At 39.7% G+C, this 21,487-nt stretch carries 16 protein-coding genes; 8 read left to right on the top strand and 8 right to left on the bottom strand.

What is annotated here, in order from left to right; genetic code table 11:
- Positions 1 to 68: 68 nt before the first annotated feature.
- Entirely contained in the window at positions 69 to 857 is a 789-nt protein-coding gene (locus tag FPL27_RS12170; protein WP_143961349.1) for an ion transporter, read from the bottom strand.
- 7 nt (positions 858 to 864) lie between these two features.
- Positions 865 to 2,715: a hypothetical protein gene (locus tag FPL27_RS12165; RefSeq protein WP_143961348.1), complete on the bottom strand. Its 1,851-nt coding sequence runs from the start codon at positions 2,713 to 2,715 to the stop codon at positions 865 to 867.
- Positions 2,716 to 3,305: 590 nt separating this feature from the next.
- Here FPL27_RS12165 and FPL27_RS12160 point away from each other — a divergent pair.
- The 8 genes from FPL27_RS12160 to FPL27_RS12125 all read left to right on the top strand — a co-directional run bounded on the left by FPL27_RS12160 (position 3,306) and on the right by FPL27_RS12125 (position 11,431).
- Positions 3,306 to 3,875 carry a hypothetical protein gene (locus FPL27_RS12160; protein ID WP_143961347.1) on the top strand — a complete coding sequence of 190 codons (570 nt, stop codon included), beginning with the start codon at positions 3,306 to 3,308 and terminating at the stop codon, positions 3,873 to 3,875.
- Between the two features lie 166 nt (positions 3,876 to 4,041).
- Positions 4,042 to 4,383, top strand: a complete 342-nt coding sequence (locus tag FPL27_RS12155; protein ID WP_143961346.1) for a cyclic-phosphate processing receiver domain-containing protein — start codon at positions 4,042 to 4,044, stop codon at positions 4,381 to 4,383.
- 604 nt (positions 4,384 to 4,987) lie between these two features.
- Positions 4,988 to 6,244, top strand: a complete 1,257-nt coding sequence (locus FPL27_RS12150) for a hypothetical protein (protein WP_143961345.1) — start codon at positions 4,988 to 4,990, stop codon at positions 6,242 to 6,244.
- A gap of 140 nt (positions 6,245 to 6,384) precedes the next feature.
- Positions 6,385 to 7,956 carry an IS21 family transposase gene (gene istA / locus FPL27_RS12145; RefSeq protein WP_143959468.1) on the top strand — a complete coding sequence of 524 codons (1,572 nt, stop codon included), beginning with the start codon at positions 6,385 to 6,387 and terminating at the stop codon, positions 7,954 to 7,956.
- Between the two features lie 62 nt (positions 7,957 to 8,018).
- Entirely contained in the window at positions 8,019 to 8,774 is a 756-nt protein-coding gene (istB, locus tag FPL27_RS12140; protein WP_143959469.1) for an IS21-like element helper ATPase IstB, read from the top strand.
- Between the two features lie 68 nt (positions 8,775 to 8,842).
- On the top strand, positions 8,843 to 9,847 hold the full coding sequence (locus FPL27_RS12135; protein ID WP_143961344.1) for a CHAT domain-containing protein: 1,005 nt from the start codon (positions 8,843 to 8,845) through the stop codon (positions 9,845 to 9,847).
- A gap of 138 nt (positions 9,848 to 9,985) precedes the next feature.
- The gene (locus FPL27_RS12130) at positions 9,986 to 10,960 is read left to right on the top strand and encodes a S1 family peptidase (RefSeq protein ID WP_143961343.1); all 975 of its coding nucleotides are present in this window, start codon (positions 9,986 to 9,988) and stop codon (positions 10,958 to 10,960) included.
- A gap of 174 nt (positions 10,961 to 11,134) precedes the next feature.
- On the top strand, positions 11,135 to 11,431 hold the full coding sequence (locus tag FPL27_RS12125; protein ID WP_143961342.1) for a hypothetical protein: 297 nt from the start codon (positions 11,135 to 11,137) through the stop codon (positions 11,429 to 11,431).
- A gap of 574 nt (positions 11,432 to 12,005) precedes the next feature.
- Here FPL27_RS12125 and FPL27_RS12120 read toward each other — a convergent pair.
- The 6 genes from FPL27_RS12120 to FPL27_RS12095 all read right to left on the bottom strand — a co-directional run bounded on the left by FPL27_RS12120 (position 12,006) and on the right by FPL27_RS12095 (position 21,476).
- Positions 12,006 to 13,034 (bottom strand): hypothetical protein, encoded by a 1,029-nt coding sequence (locus FPL27_RS12120; RefSeq protein ID WP_143961341.1) that lies wholly within the window; start codon positions 13,032 to 13,034, stop codon positions 12,006 to 12,008.
- A 271-nt stretch (positions 13,035 to 13,305) separates the two neighbouring features.
- Positions 13,306 to 16,275 carry a type I restriction endonuclease subunit R gene (locus FPL27_RS12115; RefSeq protein WP_143961340.1) on the bottom strand — a complete coding sequence of 990 codons (2,970 nt, stop codon included), beginning with the start codon at positions 16,273 to 16,275 and terminating at the stop codon, positions 13,306 to 13,308.
- Positions 16,276 to 16,394: 119 nt separating this feature from the next.
- Positions 16,395 to 17,516 (bottom strand): DUF3644 domain-containing protein, encoded by a 1,122-nt coding sequence (locus tag FPL27_RS12110; protein ID WP_143961339.1) that lies wholly within the window; start codon positions 17,514 to 17,516, stop codon positions 16,395 to 16,397.
- A 2-nt stretch (positions 17,517 to 17,518) separates the two neighbouring features.
- A complete protein-coding gene (locus FPL27_RS12105) occupies positions 17,519 to 18,724 on the bottom strand; it encodes a restriction endonuclease subunit S (RefSeq protein ID WP_143961338.1) in 1,206 nt (401 codons plus the stop codon).
- A complete protein-coding gene (locus tag FPL27_RS12100) occupies positions 18,724 to 20,178 on the bottom strand; it encodes a type I restriction-modification system subunit M (RefSeq protein WP_143961337.1) in 1,455 nt (484 codons plus the stop codon). Before FPL27_RS12100 ends, FPL27_RS12105 begins: the two co-directional genes overlap by 1 nt.
- The gene (locus FPL27_RS12095) at positions 20,175 to 21,476 is read right to left on the bottom strand and encodes a hypothetical protein (protein WP_143961336.1); all 1,302 of its coding nucleotides are present in this window, start codon (positions 21,474 to 21,476) and stop codon (positions 20,175 to 20,177) included. Before FPL27_RS12095 ends, FPL27_RS12100 begins: the two co-directional genes overlap by 4 nt.
- Positions 21,477 to 21,487 lie beyond the last annotated feature (11 nt).

Below are 21,487 nucleotides of genomic sequence, written 5' to 3'. Positions count from 1 at the left end.
CCGCTTTGGTTCCTTCCCAATCCATAGCTATCTCAATAGTCAGTAAGGTTAGGAATCCGAGGAGATTTTCACTTAACAAGTTCCTCATCCCTCATCTCCAGCAACCTATCAATCTTCGCATTCAATACCCTCACCTCATTCTCCAGATCCACATTGTTTTCGCTGACCATCGCATCCACGAAGATGGAGTTGACCAGGGAGAGGCCGAAGATGCCGCCTACGAAGAGGATGATGATGAAGTATAATCGTACCAGAAAAGCCAAAAGAGGGGAGGAGTCCTGGGTCATCTCATCCGGGATCTCGTACCAGCCCTCTATCGTAAATACCTTGAAGATCGAGTAAAAGGAGATCAAGGGGTTAGAGAAATATTCCGGGGAGATGTCGCGGAACAGGAAACAGGATATGATGGAAATGGTGAAATTGAAAATAAAGAAGGCTATAATAATAAGTACAGAGGCCTTGGAAGCCCTCATTACCCCACTGATGATCTTGTCGATCTTGGGGACAAACCTGATGAAGCGGAAGAACTTAAATATCCGCATAGTCCTGAAAGCCAAGAGGAAGTCCAGGTCAATGATCTGGGCTGTCACAAACAGGGACGAAAGCGATGGCAAGGCGAGCATAACCAACGTAAAGTCAAAGATGTTCCAGTTGGATTTGAAATAGCCTTTTGCGCCATATTCTCTGATCTTCACTAACAGTTCAACAAGGAAGATTATGGTGAATCCATTATCCAATAGGTCCAACCATAGCCTGTCCGTAATATGGAAGTTAAAGCCCTCTATAAAAATGATGGCGGAATTCAAAAGGATAATGAGCAGAATGAACCGCTCATTCAAAAACAACTTTTTACCCATGGTCAGCTTACTTTGCAATGGCTTTTAATACCCGGTCTTCTTGGATCAACACATCTCTCATCAACAGGTTGTGGGGAAACATCTTTAGCTTGGAAGTCTTGAATCCTTCCAGAATCTGAACTAGGGTAGAAGCCGTGATCAGAGAAAGGTTCAACTCATATTCCAGTCCACATTCCTTGATGAAGTCATCTGAAAAGTCCGGGGCCACCAAAATGGATTTGACAACTTTGTAGTTGCTTCCATTGATCCTGTTGGCGTAGGATTTCAACTGTCGGGAAACAGAGCTGAACTTGTTGTAGCCGCTTTCTTTGACAGTCTTGCATTCCACTATGATGATCTCATTATTGCTGATGTTGAGCAGGATATCAGCTTTGTCTTTAGTGGAATTTAAAGAGGCCCGCAGATCTTCATCGACCTGGAAACCGAGGGTAGTGAATATCTTTTTGGTCAGTTCTTCAAACTTAATCCCGATATCAGCTTCTTTGATATCAATGCTGTTTCCTTTAAGAGCAGCCATGTTCCTGAAACCTATATTCTCATAGTTTTCCAGATAAAGGTTCTCCGCATCTTTGTAACATTCCAGCACGTTTTGGATCAAGTCCCCTCTTGTCTTGATCTCTTTTATCTTGCTGAATTCCTGAAGGGCTTCCTGAGGAAGGATTTCCAATACATCCTTAGGCTTGATGTTGTAATCCAATAGGAAATGGCTGTTCAGTACATTTTCTTCCTGGAACTCGTACTGCTCACGCAGATAGTTGTTGAACTTAGGGAGAACCTGGCCCATTTCCCTCAACATTTTTTCATAACCATCTACCGAAATGCCTATCTTCTCATCCCTCTCCAAGGCTTCAAAATAGGAGATCAGGTTATCTATCTTTTCTTCGATCAACACGCCTTTGATGGTAGGAGTGATCTTAAGAGTATTGTCAAAAAAGTCGTTTAAGAATTTCTTCCTATCAGTGAGGTTAGTGCCTTCTTTATAGATGTCCTCTTGTAGGATGCCGGTAAAGGAAATGCCTTCATGAATGATATCCTTGATTTTCTGCTCTATGGGAAGTTTGCGGTCGATACCATGCTTCCTGCATATCAAATTGATCTGTGGATCTTTCAGGGACTTCAGCACCCTTCTGAAGAACTTATCAGGAACTTCCTTGCCACGGACTTTGCGAAGAATTCCCACCACTTCATCTGCTACATAGATAGTACTCGTCTTTCTTGAATAAAAGATTGCGCCAATAGCTTTCAGTTCGTTGATTACAGTATCAATCTCTAATTTCTTAACTGGGATTATTAGGTAGTTTATTAGCTTTACCTCCTCCTGGGATAATTCCAATTGTTGAGATAGGGTCAGGAGAATTGACTGTTCGTCAGTCGTGATCTTTTTCTCTTGGTTGTTTTGCTCATCATTGAAATAAGCGGTATGAAGGCATTTCTTATAGATAAGATAATCCCGCTTTCGCTTATCATCCAGATCCGATTTATCGTTTTCGAGATCATGTTTGAATTTCTTCAACCTTTTATCCATGAGAGTAAGCTCCTTCTCATATAGGCGGGCAAACCAATCCTGTTTCATGATGGCATTGCCTTCTCTTGAGATGATGTCTATGAGGATATCCAGCTGTGAGGTGGTGTTGACAAATTCTGACTTAATACATTCCTTAAACTCACTCTCTAATAGGCCAAATACTTTTGCAATGTTCTGGCTGTCGATTGCCTTCAGATCTTTGCTGGTCTCGGAGAGGATCTTGTCCACTGCCTTTGCATTTGCGGGTTGATCTGCCAGGATGCTGTCAATGATTTTCAAAAAGGAATTCTTTTCAAAAGAATTCAGGTTGTCTAAAATTTTTTCAAGTTTCATATTAAATAATAATTATAACTAAACCGTACCACCCACTTTTCAAAATAGAAGGTAAATCCCTTAAGGCCTTGAATTACAGCTTATAGGTGCCGCTGGCAATATGGGAAATTAATTTTTGATAAAAAATACCGTGATCACGGTATTTTTCTTTAAAATAGGTGATTTAAGTCTGAATGTTTATTGTTTTGATTTGAAACTGACTCCATAAGACAAATAATGTATACTTATTTTATATGGGTAGAGGGGGATTTTCATAAGGTGTGTTGAAGGATAGTGAACTGAGTATAATCATTAAACCTTAGAACATGGCTCCAGGATTATAGCCACCTATCGTATCGATACTTACAAAATCTTATTTAAGAAACAAGTAAAAATACCCTAATCACAATATTGCAAGGGGAGTGGGAATGGATTAGTTTTAGGGAATTGATCCCACCCAAAGATACAAACACCGTCTACCTATCAGAACTACTGCGATCTGACGGTCTTCGGTCATCCGACATCCCTACATCCCACCTCCAAAAAATACCCCGATCACGGTATTGTTGAGTAAGAATTAATTCCTTAATCTTGATTCATAATAATATTTTATGAAAAAACTCGCAATTGTTTTCATGGTAATGGCATTCGGCTGTTCTGCCAATAAAACCTTCACCAACTCTGCTGAGAAGACTTTTTTCCCGATGGAAATTGGAGAGGAATTCACCTATAGGTATGTCAACTCCCCTTCATTCGTTAAGTACCGCGACCTCGGGCTACTGCGGGAATTTAATGGAAAAACTTATCATGCCAGGCAAAATCACTATTCCTGGGACAAAATAGATACTTCCTATTTTAGGGCAGAGAATGAAACCATTTACTATTTTGATACCAAGTCGGGTAAGGAGAGTGTGCAAATGCCCGGGAAATTAAAGAAAGGATATAGCTGGACGAGTGCCGATGAGGCTTGGAGTTATGAAATCACGGATCTTGATGCCCAGTTGACTACACCGGAGCAGCGCTATAGCGGCCTATTGGTCATAAAATCTACCCAGCTCCAAAACCGGGACAGGACCAAGAGCCCTGAATATCTGATATACTACCAGCAGAATGTGGGAAAGGTGGCAAGCGTAACCAATGGGGAGCTGATGACCTATAAGGTAGAAAGCCAATATCCTTAGGGTTTATACCACGAACTTGTAAGCGGTTTAGACAGGGCCAATTGTGCTGTGCTTTAGTGGTTATTACTAACATTCTCAGACAATTTTTGTCACAAGGGATTAGGTTTGTAGCTTTATTTTCTAACTTGAGTCTATTCGGTCTTCCGGCTTCAAACTATAGCCACCCATGAAAAAGCTCTTCCTTGATGACATCCGAACCGTGGACATGGTCTATGATCGGTGGATGGTGGGGGAGTTTGAGGTGGTGAGGAGCTATGATGCTTTTGTGGATTACATCCGAGCCAATGGGCTGCCGGATTTTATCAGCTTCGACAATGACCTGGGGGAGGATGAAAATGGAAATCTGCTGCCTGATGGTTATGCAGCTGCCAAGTGGCTGGTCTATGAGTCGGGATTGGATCTGCGCAATCTCAAGTACCATGTCCACTCAGCCAATCCTGTGGCAGCGGAACAGATCAGGGGATTGTTGGGGAATTATATTAGGTTTTTAAGGGAATGGGGAAGGTGAGCGCTTAACACTGGGCGCTGAGCATTTGGAGCCCGGCTCCCGTTAATCCTTTTTCATGAATCCTTTAAACTTTTTCCTTTTTTGAGTAAAAATATCCCCTGGGTTTTTGGCCACTAAGGCCCAAAGGCGCAAAGTTTATTTACTGAAGTTGTTTTTGCCACGAAGGCGCGAAGGCGCCAAGGTTTATTCTTAGTGCCTTGGCGACTTAGTGGCTAGCTATTCTTGCTAAAATTTTCTTTGCGCCTTGGCGGCTTAGTGGCTAATACATAAAAATACCCTGATCACGGTATTGCGGGGGTAGGGGGGATTGAGCACTGGGCTTTGGGCAAGGAGCATTGAGCACGGAGCGCTGAGCATTAGGAGCCTGCCTCCCGTTAATCCTTTAATCCCATAATCCCTTAAACCTTTTTGATAAATTCCTTAAACTTTTTTCCACTTTTGAGTAAAAATACCCTGATCGCGGTATTGCAGGGGGAGGGGGATTGGGGTACTTTAGCGGAGACAGGAAAATTAAATGTACCAAGGGTAAATATATCCATCTCATGGAGGCAAATACGTTTACCAGTATGGTTATTATTACGTTAGGTGTTATAAAAGAAACAGCATGATAAAGACAAATTCTGTTACTCAAATACAATATACTCTGATAACATCTGAATCTTCGTTTTCAGAATCAAATTTCCACAATAAGGCTTTACGTGCCCTAAAAGAATACCCGAAAGACTTATGGCAATTAGAAAATGCAGTTGACCATTATGACTTTTCATTCCGATTCTGTCTTAGAAAAGGTTTAGAGCTGTTTTCTCTTTCGGATACATTATTAAATATTGAAACCAATCAGGCCGTTGAATTTTTTGAAGGATATTCAAATGAATTTAATAACGCCTTAGTTAAAGTGTTTATAATCGATTCTAAGATTGAATCACATGAAAATATTGCAAATTTTATAGAATTAATTACGCCATCATATTTTACAATAATCAACGAAACGGCCAGCATAATTTCAAAATATAATTCGGAAAATTACTTTTCAAGTGGCAATTCTCTAATAGAACTAATAAAAAGAGATAAGAAGATAATTACAGAAAAAATTAATGAAAAGTATCCTGACCATGAGGTTAAACCATTCGATATTAATCCAAACAATTCATATATAAATGAAAATGAACTAGTTTTTTCAAATCTAATAGAAAGTAACTATTTTATGCTAAATCAAATAATTGGGAATTTTTGGCTTGAGGATTTCAAAAATTACAATGATAGTGATTTAATGAAACTAAGGTTACAATCAAACCAGAGAGTCAAAGAGATATTAAATAAAGCTCGAACAATAGATCAATTCACAAATGTAATGTATAGTAAGGACATTGCGAAACAAGTAAGCCCTTTCAACCCATTATATCCAACATTAATTTTAATTTCACCTTATCACTTCCCGGGATTAAACCAGATATTTCGGAATAAGAAACTTTCACCAAAAGAGAAAGCAATATTAAAAATTTATAAATCAGAGCAGCGATTAGACTATTGTTTTGTAGGTGATGACAGTGTTGAAAGATTTTTATCAAGAAAGGAAATTACTCAAATAATTGGTGAGATGAACTTTCGTCTCTTGTTTTTAGATGATGTAGGTTATTTACATGGTTTATTATCTTATTCCCCAATTATTAGGTTACCATTAGTTGGTAAATCAATTAATATGGATTTGTCCCACTTAGAAAACTTTACATCAACTCGAAAAAAAGCAGTTAAAAAAATATCTCAATTTGGTAAAAATTTAAGTAAGCAAATATTAGCTGATGAAATAAAGGATTATATATTCAATCGAAATGGACAAATTGCTGTAATTAGTGATTTGTAATCGGTAAATAAAACTGCACCACTTTCGGTAAATAAGAATGCACCAAATTTGGCAACAATAGTGCACCACTAAAAATCCTCTTGGGGCATGCCCCAAGAGGATTTTAGAGTATTTTGCTGGTCTACCAAAACTAGCATTTTATGAATGTGTACTTAGACAAATTTATGACTTATTTCGAAATCCACCGCCTCCAAAGGGAGGGATTTTCCCTCCGGCAGATCAGCGAGCACCTTGTCCTCAACAGGCGAACCGTAAGCAGGTACCTATCCATGAGCGAGCAGGACTATGAGCTGATGCTGATACAGCAGTCACAGCGCCCCAAGGTCCTTGCTCCCTATGAGGAGTTTGTCAGGCAACGCCTGGAAAACTTCAGGGACACACCTGCAGCCCAGATGCATGACTGGCTGAAGGAACATTTTCCGGACCTGCCAAAGGTCTCCCCAAAGACCGTCTTCAACTTCGTTTCCTGGGTCAGGGACAAACACAACCTTCCCTTTGTCAAACTCCCCCGAGAGTACGAAATGACGGAAGAGCTTCCGTACGGCAAACAGGGCCAGGTCGACTTTGGCGAATACAACATGCGAAGCGGCACGGGAAAGAGGGTAAAGGTGTTTTTCTTCACACTTGTCCTTTCCCGCTCGCGGTTCAAGTACGTATGGTTCACCGACAGGCACTTCACTTCCCTGCTGGCCATAGAGGCCCATGAAAATGCCTTTGCATACATCGGAGGCATCCCCCTGGAAATGGTCTATGACCAGGACAAGGTGTTCATGGTAAGCGAAAACGGAGGGGACCTCATCCTTACGGACGCCTTCAGGGCCTATACCCGGGAGCAGTCCTTCAGCCTTTACTTCTGCAGGAAAGCCGATCCCGAAACCAAAGGGAAGGTCGAAAACGTGGTCAGGTACGTAAAGAGAAGCTTTCTTTACAACCGCACCTTCCACAATATCGAAACCCTCAACGACGAGGCCATGGGATGGCTTGGCCGTACCGCAAACGCACTTCCCCATGCGGTGACCAAAAAAGAGCCGCAGTCAGAGCTTTACATCGAGCTGCCCTTTCTCACCCCGTACCGGCCCTGTGCCCCAAAACCCGCCGTACCGGCCCTCTTTGCCGTCCGGAAGGACAACACCGTCTCTTACAGGGGCAACTTCTACTCTCTTCCCCTGGGCACCTATAAAGGAAAAGGAAGCGAAGTGGCTGTACAGGCACAGGGGGATGGCCTTTTTATCTATGAACCCGGGGGCACCACGGAAATCTGCCGCCACGACATACCTGTGGGAACAGGCCAAAAAGTCCTCAAAACCGACCACAGGAGGGACAAAAGCGGCTCCCTTGAGGAGAAAGCCGCCCTGGTTGCCGGAATGTTCAGGGACAGCGAGGAGGCCCGGCGGTGGATAGGAATGATCCGCGCCGAGAAGCCCCGGTATGTCAGGGACCAGCTCAGCATGATCGAAAAAGCCCTTATAGGCGCCGATCCGGAAAAGACCGGGCTCACCCTGAGGTACTGCCTTGAGCAATCAATCTGCAGTGCGTCGGATTTTATATCCATCCTGGAGCTACAGGACACCTCAAGGAAGGAGGAAACCAACATCAGGGTACTCAACCCGCTGAGCGGAAAAATGCCCGACAGCGCCCTGGTACAGCCCGAAAAGAGCAATATCGGGGAGTATGAGGATATCGTGAAGAGCAAGAAAAAAAGCAACAGTTAACCAAAACAGGCCGTGGGAGCAATCTTTTGGATGCCTTCCACGGCCCCAAAACCAGACAGAAAATGGAGAAAAAAGAACAGATCAACGCCTTTTGCAGGCAGTTTAAGATCACCGGAATGGCCAACAGCCTGCCCGAGGTCATCGCCAAAGCGGAAAAACAGCGCTCCGGGTTCACGGACTTCTTCCTTGAACTGCTCCGGGAGGAATCGAACCTTAGGCTCAAAAACGAGGTGGCAAGGCGGAGAAAGGCCGCACGACTGCCGCTCAAAAACGACCTAGGCCAGTACGATCCGGGAGCCGAAAACGGCCTGAACCTGACAAGGATAAACCAGCTGCGGGAGCTCAACTGGCTCGACCAGGGGTTCAACCTCATGCTCATGGGCCCTTCCGGTACGGGAAAGACATTCCTGGCCTCGGGGCTTGGTGCCGATGCGGTGGACAGGGGCTACAAGGCCTACTTCAAGACAATGGAAGACCTTACAAACATCCTGAAGCTGAAGGACATGACCAGGTCGTCAATGGCCGAATACAAAAGGCTCCAGAAGGCGGATCTCATCATAATAGATGATATCATGCTCTTTCCGGTGGAAAAAAGCGTTGCCGTCTCCCTTTTCAACTTTATAAACCAAATCTATGAGCGGACCTGCTTCATCATCACCACCAACAAAATGCCTGCAGAATGGGCCAAAATGCTTGATGACGAAGTCCTGGCAACGGCATTGTTGGACCGCCTGCTGTTCCGTTGCGATATTATAAATTTATCGGGGAAAAGTTATAGAATGAAAAACAGGAAAACTTTCTTTGAACAGGAAGAATAGGCAGCGTATATTTACAAAATGGTGCACGCCTGTTGCCATTTTTGGTGCACTCCCATTTACCATTTTTGGTGCATTGTTGGTTACCGCTTACAGATTTACCAATTGAATGGTTATACCTTGAAGATTTACCCCTGTGCTACACTCATGATGTTTGTAGAATACCAGAATATAATCAAAATGGAATTGTAAATAGTTATATTCATAATCAAAGATTCAACTTCCTTGTTAAAAGTGATTTAATTGAAAAAACACTAATAATTCATTGTGCGTCTGAGAATGATGTAAACATGCAAAACATGTTCAATTTAATTGATTCATTTGAGGATAAATTTGGTTTTAAGAGTGTAAAATGTTTAACTGTCAAGGAAATAAAAGATGCGATAGACACTTATAAACCTGACTTTTTAATTATTGACAGCCACGGTAGTTTTGATAAATCTACGCTTTCAAGTTATTTAATTATCGATGATGAAAATAAAGTTTTTCTGACTGGAGATGACATAATTGAAAATAACATTAGTGCCCCTTTGGTTTTATTGTCAGCATGTTCAACTATGCCAAACAATGGCTATGTTAAGTTTCTGTCTGATGCATTTATGCAAGCTGGAGCATTTACGGTTACGGCAACCTTTATGCCCATTGATATGGTAGATGCTGCAAAGTCTATTATTAGATTATTAGGAAAATTAGCACAGTTAAAAGACAGAATAATTCATACAAATTGGCTTGAATTTATTTCACATGTTTTAAGGACAACGTTGATACATGAAACTATTCGGAAAGAACAAATAAAAGCAGGTATAAAAGACACCGATATTGACCACCAAAGTATTGCAAAAATATTAACTGAAACAATGGCGTTTCATAAAAGAAGAGAAGCTATAGAATCACTTAATACATTACTTAAAAAAGTAAACCCTGAATTCAAATTCGACTTTGAAAGTTTAAATAATGAATGGATATCTTATACGGTAATTGGAAGAGCTGATTTATTATATTTTGAAAATTGGATTAATAAATACAGGAAAATTAATATGAATTTTGACACGGATAATAAGAATAATAACACCTAACACCATGTATAAAACATTGGGGTTTAATTGGTTATTTGAAGCATTCTGCCCTGCATTAACTTTTGTAACGGCAGACAGGAACGAAGCCCGAAATCCCCAACGGTTCATATATGTGACCGTTAGTTGAAATTTTAAATTATGGAATATTTTGCACTTAAAAATCCCAACGGAAGTATTCTTCGGTTTGTTCAGTCATATAATGAAAGTAACGCAGTGAAGAGGGAATCAATGGTTTTAGATTGGTTTGACCATCAGTCGCCTGTTATAGGTAAAGCAAAGAAACAGCAAGTATTCAAAAAATATGACTCTCAACTTAATTTTGACATAAATTTAATTGATAAGATATTTTTAGAATTAGGATGGATGACTTATATAGTCAAGCCTTTACTTAGTGAGAGATTTGATGTTTTGGTAAAAAATAGATTATTGAAAGATGATTCTGGTGTAATAAAGCTTACAGAGCTAGGAGAATTTTTATTTCAACAAAATGAATATAACCAATATACCAAGTCGTTGACTTTTAAAGCAAATTTTTGGAAAAAAAACAATGTCAAGATTACTGATAATAATGAAATAGGTTCTGGTGCTTTTATTGGAAAAAATATAATAGTAACATGTAAACATGTTCTAGATGAGTTGAATAAGGAGAAATTAATTATAGAGGATGAATCGAAAAAAAGATACACTGTAAAAAATATATTAAGGCATCCAGACGATAATGTTGATTTAGTAAAAATTTTTACTGTTGAATATTTTGACTTTTTTACTTATGAAATAGAAACTTCAGTTAAACTAATTGAAAGTGTCGTGATATTTGGTTATCCTCCAATCCCCTTAGCAACTGAAGCATTTTTAATTGCAAATTTAGGAGAAGTGAGTAGTGAAGTAGATAATTATTTAGATGGTACGGATTGTATAATCTTATCAGTGATTACAAGACCAGGAAATAGCGGCGGACCAGTTATTAATGAAAATGGAAAATTGATTGGAGTTATGGTTCAAAATAGGCAGCATAAAATGTTAATTACTGGGGAAAATATTGATAATGTAGATTTTAATAAAGGACTTGGTTATGCTACTGCTTTAAAGGCTAAATACATTAATGAGTTTTAAGAATAACTTCAACTAATATTATGTAACAAAGAGCATCTGGTTCGTTGCTAGCGAATCTTTCGGTTTTTTTCGCTGGCTTCGGTATTATTGGATACTTAACTGCTTTAGAATCGCTTCTGTTTTTTATTAAATGTTAAGCTCCTAAATAAATAACTTTAATAAGCTGATTCAAAAATGTCCACCTTCACCCACCTCATCCCTATAGTAGCCGTACAGGAATGGGATATTGATTTACTAATTCTGGAGGAGCTGAAGTTCAATCCGGGTTTTGTCAAATGGATGGTGGGGGAGACTGTTGGGAATGGTGCCGCCATCGATTTTGTCAGTGCCTGGTATTCCCTCTGCCAGGAAAACCTGGGGGAAAGTGATGTGGTGTTTCAGGTGAAGATGGGGGAGGAGGATGTGCTGTTTTATTATGGGAACAATTCTATTAAGAACTTCAGCTACGTTTTCCTACCCTTAGGGTGGTAATGAGGTGAGATGGGCTGACAGTCCTTTTATCACTGAAGTGGTAAGGAAGGGAACCGGAATTAAAATACTGTGAAATGGGTTCAAGAGTAATAAGATTTTTTCGGACAGCAAAATTGTGACCATGAACATCCACCAGCCCACCGACCTCCATCACTTGACCTCTAAAATACCCTGATCAGGGTATTGCGGGGGGAGATTAATTTATGTAATTTTGAATAATAAATACGCAAAATCCTTATTAATTCTATAAAGCTAACCTATTTTCAGTACTAGCAAATAAATAAGAGAGAAACGGTTTTGAAGAAAATAATGAAGAATTTGGGGATTGGAGTGAGGGTGTAGATCACTTAATGATCTTAGAATGTTGCTACATTGAGATTAATTATACAAATTAAATTTTACCTCTATGGCTGTCTTTATATTATTTTGTGTAGCTCTTTTTACTGTTATATACTCGATAGTATACGCTCCAATTTATTTAATTTCTTATGAAATTTTTCATATTGATAGAATAATTAATGATAATAAACTTGTTTGGGTTTTATTATTTTTTGCTTTTCTGATAACCTTATTATTATTCCCCGTTTTCTTCAATTTGATCAAATGGTTCATCATTTGATCTTGTTCTTTTAGCTTTGTTCGCTTCTATGCTGTCTAATAGAATTTGATACTCTGTTTTTCTCCTGTGGCTGTTTTCTAAAAACTCATCTAGTGATTTTAAAAATCCGCCTCCTGACTTTCCTTCAAAATAAATAGAACTTCCTAATTGAATTCTAAGTTCAGGATTGTGGGAAAGAGCAAACAATACTCCAAGCCCTAAAAGCCCTACCGTTGAAATTGCTTTTAATACAAATCTCCCTTTTGACTGAACTTTAATTTTAATATAAAGTTCTTCGGAAAAATTTTCTGAATCGAACTCTAAGCAAAATTCACGGTAGAAGTAAGTTAAGCTATTTAATAATTTACTTAATTCAAATGCATTGATATCCTCGTCCTGGTTAACACTTATTGAAAGATATGCTTTTTCTCCTTTTATAAATAAACTTGAGATGTAACTTTCTATGGCCTCAGAATAATCACTGATGTTTGTAATAGCTTGTCTTGAACTGAATATACCATTGAAATCATTTCTAAAGTAGGATTTTTTTCTCGCAAGAATCCAATTAACCTTTCTTCTTCTTTGAGGAAGCATTTCTATCTTGTCTTTATAAGAAAAACTTCCAGGATTTTTTACTAATTTGACATCACTTTCTATGGTTCCTATTGCTAAGAAATCAGAGTTGTGGCTAGGAATAATTACGACATCATTTATTTTGATTTCATGCTGAAAGTTAATTATCTGGTTAGCCCATTTGGTAATTTCTCCTTTTTCATACGTCGTATGGATTTCTAAATATTTTTTTAAATTTTCTTTAGATTGTTCATTTTCCTTTTTTGCTTCTTGGATATAATTATAAGGAATGTCATTGAAGCCAATGCCGACGTAATTTTTCTGATAGAATTCTTCGAAAGTAATTCCTGAAAAAGTTCTGATAAACCAATAATTCCTATTAGGATTTACTTTCCTAATTTGGTCTACACTAGTTTCGAAATCTATATTCATAATTCGTGATATTAATAGCTGTTGCAATATAGGGAAAAAATCAAGCTATAATATAATGTATTTAAGGATTTCGTTGAATTTAATAGGACGAATTTTCAATGGTCCATTTTTGGGTTAAATTTTAGAAGGTATGCATCTTTCGATTTAAATAAAGGCTAATCCAGTTAGGTGATGAAATTATGTAAAGTTGAATTGTTAATGCCAGCAGATGCCTTTGAGATAAGTTATAGTCATTAAGAACACCGTGTTTATTAATAAATGGAATACCCCCTCAATAATACTCCTTAATATACCCATAAGCCCTATCAAACAGCACCTGGTCCTTGTGCAGCTGATACTTCAACAAGGCCTGGCGTAGGGATTTTTGGACCTCACGCTCGCCTGCGACAGTGTTTTGCCAGCCTTGGAAGCTGACGATGCGGACGATGGAGTCAATTTCGGTGACGATACGTTCCACTACCGCTGGGGTCTGGTCCGTTTTGAGTTCTAAGAACAATTCTGTCAATGCCGCTTTCGGGGTCTTGACGATTACCTCTTCCATCAGCTCCTTTTCGGCTTGCACGGTTTCTTTGGCTATCTTGCAGAGCTCCTTCACAAACTCTATGGAAGTAATCAAACCCAACTCTGCTTTGTCTCTCAATGCCTCCAGTCTTTCGCTCAGGGATTTGAATTTTGGCAGCCCTTCATGTTTCTTGAACCGCTTGATCAAGGCCTTTTCCAGCTTCTTGGTATTCTTGGGGTCCGGGTTATGGAAGATTTCCTCAATTACGTCTGCATCCAGGATAAATTCCTCCAAATGGTGCACCTGGCCTACGTGGATGTTCTCATGGATGAGTTTGGTGGTCTGGGCGCCAAGGGTAAACCAAAGTAGTTTACCTACTGTGTCTGATGCCGGCTTGACGGATTCGAAAACCTGGGACAGCCATTTGTAGTCCTTTTGGTAGGGGTCCAAAACCCGGTCAGGGGATAGGGACTCCCACAACTTCGACAGGTATTTGTAATCCTTGGCAAAGGCATCCTTCTTGTCATTGGTATTGATGGCATTCTGGGCTGCTTCCAGACCTTCAAAACCAACCATATCCCTGTCCACTCCTTCAAAGTGGCTCAATGCCTCCGCCATGGCTGCGGGTACTTCGGCCTTCAACTCCGATAGGTTGGAGATTATCTGCTGCATGGTCTTTTCGTCAAACTCCAATGCCTTGGCCGTGTCATCAAATACCCCAAAGTAATCAACTATCCTCCCGAATTTTTTCTGTGGGTAAAGTCGGTTGGTTCTACAGATGGCTTGAAGCAGCGTATGGTCTTTTAGTGACTTGTCCAAGTACATGGTTTGTAGGATAGGAGCATCAAAACCGGTCAATAACTTGGCGGTAACGATAAGGAATTTTAGATCGGAGTGGGCATCATTAAACTCATCGACGACTTTTTCCTGCTGACTTTTGTCCAATGCCCATTTTTGCTTGAACTCAGGTTTATCGTTGGCTGTGGTGGAGATCACCACCCTGCTGGCTTCAGTGGGAAAGTATTTATCGAGCTCCTCTTTGTATTGCACACAGGCATACCGGTCGGGCGTGACGATCATTCCCTTAAAGCCATGTGGCTCCACCTTTTCCTTAAAATGGGTGGCGATGTCTTCCACGATTTTGGCCACCCGCTCAGGGGATTTCAGGAAGGCGGCCATTTTAGCTGAGCGCTTGTTCAGGGCATCAGCATCTTCATCGGAAAGTGCCGCTTCTTCTTTAAATTCCTCGAATAACTTATCGATGGTTTCCTTGTCCACGTGCACATCCACCAGCCTTGGCTCAAAGTGGAGTGGGAGCGTGGCTTCGTCACGGATGGAGTCATGGAAGGTATAGCGGGACATGTAGCCCCCCTCATCCTCCTCTGAGCCGAAAGCCCAGAAAGTGTTTTTGTCCGCTTTGTTGACCGGGGTGCCTGTCAGGCCAAACAAAAATGCATTGGGCAATGCCGCACGCATTTGTCTGCCGAGGTCTCCTTCCTGTGTCCTATGGGCTTCATCCACCATCACGATGATGTTGTCCCGACCGTTCATGTTGGGTTGGGCATCCTTGAATTTATGGATGGTTGTGATGATGATTTTACGGGTATCCTTTAGCAGTAGGTCTTGCAGCTCCCTGATGCTGTCAGTAGTTTCGACATTGGCAATATCCGCGGCATTGAATGTGCCGGTGATCTGGGTGTCCAGGTCGGTTCTGTCCACCAGAATTACTACCGTGGGGCTTTTTAATTGAACAGAACGCCTTAGCTTTTGCGCCGCAAAGACCATGAGCAGGGATTTGCCGGACCCTTGGAAATGCCAGATGAGACCTTTTTTGATGTCCCCATCGATGACCCTTTCCACAATCTTGTTGGCACCCTCGTATTGCTGAAACCTGCAGATGACTTTGATGCGCTGCTTCTTTTTGTTGGTGGTGTATAGGGAAAAGTTCTGGAGGATATCCAACAACCTTTTGGGGTGGAGCAGGTCGGAGAGTTCATTGCCGATTTCACTCAGGCCCAATTGCCGGGCCAACTCACCTTCCTCGTCCTCCAATCTCCATGGGGCCCAAAACTCCAGGGGGGTGCGCACTGCTCCAAAGAACAACTGCTTGCCTTCCGTGGCAAAAGATAGGATGTTGGGGACAAAAAGCTGGGGAACCGCATCTTCATAAATCTTGTGGATCTCATGGGCCCCATCGAGCCAACTGATGGAGGAGCGGATGGGTGTTTTGGCTTCTCCCACCACTACCGGAATGCCATTGATGTAGAGGACAATATCCGGGATTTTGGTTTCCCGATGATGTACCCTCAGTTGGTTGGTGGCATAGTATCGGTTTTCCCGCAGGTTTACAAAATCTATCAGCCTCACCGGAACATGGCGGTGGTTTTTGCCGAAAGGCATGGTTTTCTCTCCCGTCAGCCATTTGGAAAATTCCTCGTTTGCCCTTACCAGTACCATTTGATTGACCGATATCAAAATCGCCCTCAGCTTGTAGATGACTTCATCCGCCAACTCTGGTCTTTCCGCTATTTCCGGATTCAGCCTTACCAAAGCGGCCTTCAGTTCGTCCTCCAGCAGTACTTCATTGACGGTCCTGGATAGTTCCGATGGTGCCCGGTACTCCCAGGAGGTGGTATAGGTGGTGCTTGCCGCAAAATCCGAAAGTTCCCCGTTCAGGTTGGTACCGGTGAGGCGATGAAGGATAAAATGTTCTACGCTGTTGAGCTCGGTAAAGGACATGGAGTAAAAGTTTAATCTTAACCATTAAGTTAAGGTTTTTTGTGAATTGATAAGTAGTAATCGCCAAAAAAAAATGTAAATCATTCCAAGGATGAGTAAATTATGTTGTGAAATGCTTACTAAATGGCAACTGGTTCTTGTTTTGCTTTTTTAATTTTGTCTTGATATTCTTTAATGGGAATAGTATTTTTTGAATAATATAAGTTTTTCCATACTTCCTTTTCTAGAACATTTAAATTGATTAAGTCAGCTATGAAATGGACCCAATCTTTTTGATAAAGGTAGTTGTTGTTTGGTTCGTCATAGTGACAATATTTGGTATTGGTATCAAATGGGTCTTTTGAAGGTTTTGTAGGTCGAATAGAAAATATATAGTATAAACAAGTATGATCATATTGGTTAATTTCTCCCTTAATCTTTTTGTTAACTTTTTCTACCACTTTAGCAGCTTTTAATTTACCTGTGTTTATTACCTCCTTTACTAATGTTTTTTCTTTTATAATCGTGACAATTTTTTTGTAATTTTCTTTTTCCTCATCAGATAGTTGATTCCAATTAACAAACTCTACAGCTAGATCAGATCGATTTGTATTGCTTATTTTGGGAATCGCAATTAATTTTACACTGTATTCTTGTGAATTAAATGTGTTATCATCAATAGAGGATCGATATTTTTCAATAAAATCTTTTAACTCTTTTACTTCTTTTGATAATAAGTTCTTCGATGCCTGTCTTTGTAAGTCAGTTCTAATTTTTGAGAATTGTAAGGCGAACGCTAAGCTCTCATTAAGAGCATATTCCTCTCCAAAGTTATCTATAACAAATGCTTCAAAATTGTTTAGCAATGATTGACATTCTCCAAATATAATTACTCCAATGTCTTCTTTGTTTATATAATGATGTTCAATCTTGTTTCGAAGTTTTATAAAGAAAGTTAAATTGGCTTTTACAGACTCATCTAAGTCTTTATTTTTGTCAATACATGTTTTTAATTCCCATGCTTTTTTCTCACCATCAATTCTAATATAATATCTTCCTCCTTTATCTTTATAAAAATATTTTTCACCAATCGATTGATGGTAATAAGCATGAAAAGCTCGAGTCCAAGCCATTATCATGTGTGTTATAAAAGTTTCTACCCTGAATGGGGCTCGAGGTTTGTTGTAAACTTCTACGGCTAGTAAGGAACAATCTATGGCGCTTTCTATTAATAATTTTGATTTACCTCTTCTTAAACTCATAGCTAAAAAATTTGATTTATAAGGGATTTTTGAAGGGATGTTGAATCAGAAATTCGTGAATTTATTAAGCTTTTACAATTGTCGATACGATCCAACTCATGTATTAACTGAGATTGCTTTGTCCTACTCGGAATGGGAATATTTACCTTCAGTGCTTTTTTTTGTGATATATTTACCATACTTAAATTGGTCCCATTACTGAGTGACTCAATCTGAGATCTAAATTGTTCAGTGGACATATAGTACCAAACTAATTTAGGAAAAATAATTTCTGACCTTATTTGAATTTGCCAAATCAAATCCGGACAATAAATATTAGGCAACTCATTTTCTACAAATTTGGAACTACCCACTAGTGCTTGAGTATTTTTTCTATTGAACAGAATGCTATTTGCTTTAATGTTTTTTTTAAGCTTGGACTCTTGAATCTTTAGAACTGTCTTTACCTCGGATGCTAAAAAATTCTCTCCTGTTATAGCACTAGTTTTTAATATGCCTTTTCCATTTGGGTCATAACCCCCATTATGACAATTTACACTTGAACCAGCCTCGAGACTTTCAATGATTTCTCCTAGGGGAATTTTATCTAGTTTTGAATCTTTGACTAAATTATCTTTTAAATAAGCTTTTAGATTAAAATTTAAACTTTCCTGTAACTCCCTCTCCCGCTCAATCACCTCATCCATCGCCCAAAGCAGTTCGGCCAGTTCGGCTTGCTGATCCAGTGGGGGGAGGAGGAATTTGTAATTGGCTAGGTCTTTCCAATTTACATAGGGATTTACAGAACCTTTTGAGTTCTTTATGGAGTGTTCACTAAATCCATCCGAAAGCATAATAAATGGAAGGAGTCTTTTGTCAAGCTTTTTTTCATTGGCTTTGATGACAAATGTTGTATTACTTGTAATCCCTTCGAAGGGAGCTATAACGACCTTTTTGAGGTAAGTCCTTCTTGAACCATAAAGGATGTCACCTTCTTCAAAATACCTTATAAATGCTGGGCCTAAATATTCATCCTGGAGTTCGCCCCACTCTCGAAGGTGAATATCTTCAGAACCCATATGCTCTCCTTTGACATACTTGGTTAATGATGAACTATCTCTATCAACGGTTTTTTTCTGTTGAATAGCAATCTCACCAAATTTAACAGGTGACCAATTTGATTTGTCTAAATTTAAATGTTTAACTGCTTCGCTGATTATAGCTTCCATTAGTTTATTGCTTTAAATAATTCATCTATTGAAGCCGCTAACTTCTCACTTGATTTTGCCCAGTCTTGATAAGCTTTTTCAAAAGAAATATCGTTTATAGTTTCTTTTTTAATATAAAAGTTAATATTCATGTTACCATTGTTTTCTAATAACCTTTCAATGGATACTACTTTTGAAAAATAATCAATATCACTATATGAACTATATGCATTAAATATTTTATCGATATTGGATTGTGTTAAATAAGCCTGTCCCTTGTTTTCATTTACATCATCCTTAGCATTAATGAATAATACCTTTCCTTTTTTATGCTTGGGTTTGTTGGTGTTGCCTATTAATACCATTGCTTCCATAGGTGAATTGTAAAATAGATTAGGTCCTAAACCAATAACACCTTCAATCCAATCTTCTTTTATCATATTTCGCCGCATTTCAGCCTCCATGTCCCTAAACAAAATGCCATGAGGCCAAAGAATTGCAAATCGACCATTTTCTGGATTTAAGCTTTTGTGAATATGCTGCTGAAAAGCATAATCGGCGCAGCCCTGTGGCGGTGTGCCCCACAGATTTCTGCCGTATGTATCGTTTTCAAAGCCTTTTCTGTCCCAGGCCTTGATGGAGTAGGGGGGATTGGCCAGGATCACGTTGAACTGCTTTAGTTCATCTCTTTCCATAAATGCCGGCCGTGCAAGGGTATCGCCACGAACGATGCTGAATTCCTCTATGCCATGCATAAACATGTTCATCCTTGCGATGGCGGAAGTTATCAGGTTGATCTCCTGCCCATAAAGCTTGAGGGTGCGGTATTCCTTGCCTTCCTCCTTGAGGTGCAGGGCACAGTTGAGCAGCAGGCCTCCCGAACCACAGGTAGGGTCATAGACCGACTCTCCCGGCTGGGGATCCATGATCATGGTCATCAGCTTCACCACCGTGCGATTGGTATAAAACTCCGCTGCGGTATGTCCGCTGTCATCTGCAAATTCCTTGATCAGGTATTCGTAGGCATTGCCGAGTTTGTCATCTGCGATGGCATTGAGGTTCAGCTTGTGTTTGGAAAAATGCTCAACCAGGTTGATGAGCGTTTCATCCGAAAGCCTGTTTTTGTTGGTCCAGCTGGCATCCCCAAAGATACCGTACAGGGTGTCCGGATTGGCTTTTTCGATTTCGTGCATGGCGTTTTGCAAAGCCAGCCCCACGTTGCTGGTGGTTTCCCGCACGGTGTTCCAATGGGCATGTTCGGGCACCTGGAAGTGATGGTGCTCAGAAAAGGCCGCATATTCCATGTCTCCGCCGCTTTCGGCAAGGGCGTTTTCAAACTCCTCGTCATAGACATCACAGATGCGCTTGAAAAACAGCAAGGGGAAGATGTACTGCTTATAATCCCCGGCATCTATGGTGCCCCTCAGTATCTTGGCTGCACCCCAAAGGTATTTTTCTAGTTCTTGTTGGGTCATTTCAGAAGATTTTCATTGAAAGCTTTTACTATGCGATTAAGTAAATTTACTAACCCAGTTAAATCAGATTTATCATTATCAATCGCCTTGAGCTTTTCAAAAGGAATGTTTAGGGAAATTTCATATCCAAAGGAAATGTCAAATTGATTTTTGCCTGAATTCATTATTTTGTCATTCCACTGACAATGCTTTTTCCAGTTATAATCCTGAGTAAATACATTGTCGAACAATACTTCAATTTGTTTCCAGTCTTGGCCTCTTTTTTTTCTTCCGGTATATTGGTTGAAATTTTTCTTTGTATATAAGGGTGAGCTTAAAACTTCCTCGGTGAAAAACAAGCCTGCAAAATACCTTTGGAAGCTTGTGAACTTGATATGATGGATTTGTTCCAGTGGGTATTCGATCCCATCAATTTCAATATGAGTGTTAAATTTGGGGTCATTTTGGAAGATAAAATGACCTTGTGATTTGGTGTTTCCAGGATAAATACTGGCGACTAAACTTCCTTCGTCAGTAATGGAAAATAAGATTTCCTGAGCCCAGGGCTTTTGAAATTGGATTCCTAGGCGATTACTTAATAATGGATGATCATCTATTTTACCTAGCTCTTGTACAGCAGATTCTATTCTTCTTTTAATAGCTTTTTTGTTATCAGAACTTAAAGAAGAGATAGGAGGCTCTGGAAGCCACCTGTAATTGTGGATTTTAATTAAGTGGATAAAATCATATAGGAACCTATTTATGTTCTGAGTAGCCTTTTCAAAACTGAGAATTTTTATTGCTAACTCCATTAATGAAGGCCAGTTTAAATCGATCGGAGTTACAGATTTTTTAAAGTCTAGTTCTGCTAGTTTGTTTTGTCTATGGAGATTATGAGCTTGATTAAAAAGTTGAGCTGTGCAATTCACGCCATTTCTTTTTGCTTCAATAATGATTACAACATCATTTATCCTAATTACTACGTCAACAATAGGGTCATTTTCCGTTCCGGGATGTTGTGACCAGAAATCCTCACAATCCATGAGGCTTTCAGACAAAGAAACCGCAAATAAGTGGTTGAACTCCCCAATTGCATTAACTTTTTTCTGTATCTCTACAGTAATTTCAGAATTCCTATCAATATCTTCAAAAAATTGGTTGTAATAATTTGATTCATTAAATAGGTGTTTTAGTACCTCATGAAAAAAAAGATTGTCTTCCTGAAGGCAAATTGCGAAAGCTCGGGTTAAATCATTCTCTAATTGATAATTTCTATCTTCTTTTGAAAAAAATTTGAATACGTTTAAATGGCGGTTCATCCTATATGAAT

This window comes from Litoribacter populi (genome assembly GCF_007483685.1).
In the GTDB taxonomy this organism is placed as follows: Bacteria; Bacteroidota; Bacteroidia; order Cytophagales; family Cyclobacteriaceae; genus Litoribacter; species Litoribacter populi.
The sequence above is the reverse complement of the archived record's forward strand: the minus strand, read 5'-3'. Positions and strand labels throughout refer to the sequence as shown.

What these genes read in the sequence shown, in the direction of transcription:
- FPL27_RS12165 (WP_143961348.1), bottom strand. Translation starts at nt 2,715, where the DNA reads ATGAAACTTGAAAAAATTTTAGACAACCTGAATTCTTTTGAAAAGAAT.
- FPL27_RS12115 (WP_143961340.1), bottom strand. Translation starts at nt 16,275, where the DNA reads ATGTCCTTTACCGAGCTCAACAGCGTAGAACATTTTATCCTTCATCGC.
- FPL27_RS12170 (WP_143961349.1), bottom strand. Translation starts at nt 857, where the DNA reads ATGGGTAAAAAGTTGTTTTTGAATGAGCGGTTCATTCTGCTCATTATC.
- istB (WP_143959469.1), top strand. Translation starts at nt 8,019, where the DNA reads ATGGAGAAAAAAGAACAGATCAACGCCTTTTGCAGGCAGTTTAAGATC.
- FPL27_RS12110 (WP_143961339.1), bottom strand. Translation starts at nt 17,516, where the DNA reads ATGAGTTTAAGAAGAGGTAAATCAAAATTATTAATAGAAAGCGCCATA.
- FPL27_RS12125 (WP_143961342.1), top strand. Translation starts at nt 11,135, where the DNA reads ATGTCCACCTTCACCCACCTCATCCCTATAGTAGCCGTACAGGAATGG.
- FPL27_RS12155 (WP_143961346.1), top strand. Translation starts at nt 4,042, where the DNA reads ATGAAAAAGCTCTTCCTTGATGACATCCGAACCGTGGACATGGTCTAT.
- istA (WP_143959468.1), top strand. Translation starts at nt 6,385, where the DNA reads ATGAATGTGTACTTAGACAAATTTATGACTTATTTCGAAATCCACCGC.
- FPL27_RS12160 (WP_143961347.1), top strand. Translation starts at nt 3,306, where the DNA reads ATGAAAAAACTCGCAATTGTTTTCATGGTAATGGCATTCGGCTGTTCT.
- FPL27_RS12120 (WP_143961341.1), bottom strand. Translation starts at nt 13,034, where the DNA reads ATGAATATAGATTTCGAAACTAGTGTAGACCAAATTAGGAAAGTAAAT.
- FPL27_RS12095 (WP_143961336.1), bottom strand. Translation starts at nt 21,476, where the DNA reads ATGAACCGCCATTTAAACGTATTCAAATTTTTTTCAAAAGAAGATAGA.
- FPL27_RS12105 (WP_143961338.1), bottom strand. Translation starts at nt 18,724, where the DNA reads ATGGAAGCTATAATCAGCGAAGCAGTTAAACATTTAAATTTAGACAAA.
- FPL27_RS12130 (WP_143961343.1), top strand. Translation starts at nt 9,986, where the DNA reads ATGGAATATTTTGCACTTAAAAATCCCAACGGAAGTATTCTTCGGTTT.
- FPL27_RS12150 (WP_143961345.1), top strand. Translation starts at nt 4,988, where the DNA reads ATGATAAAGACAAATTCTGTTACTCAAATACAATATACTCTGATAACA.
- FPL27_RS12100 (WP_143961337.1), bottom strand. Translation starts at nt 20,178, where the DNA reads ATGACCCAACAAGAACTAGAAAAATACCTTTGGGGTGCAGCCAAGATA.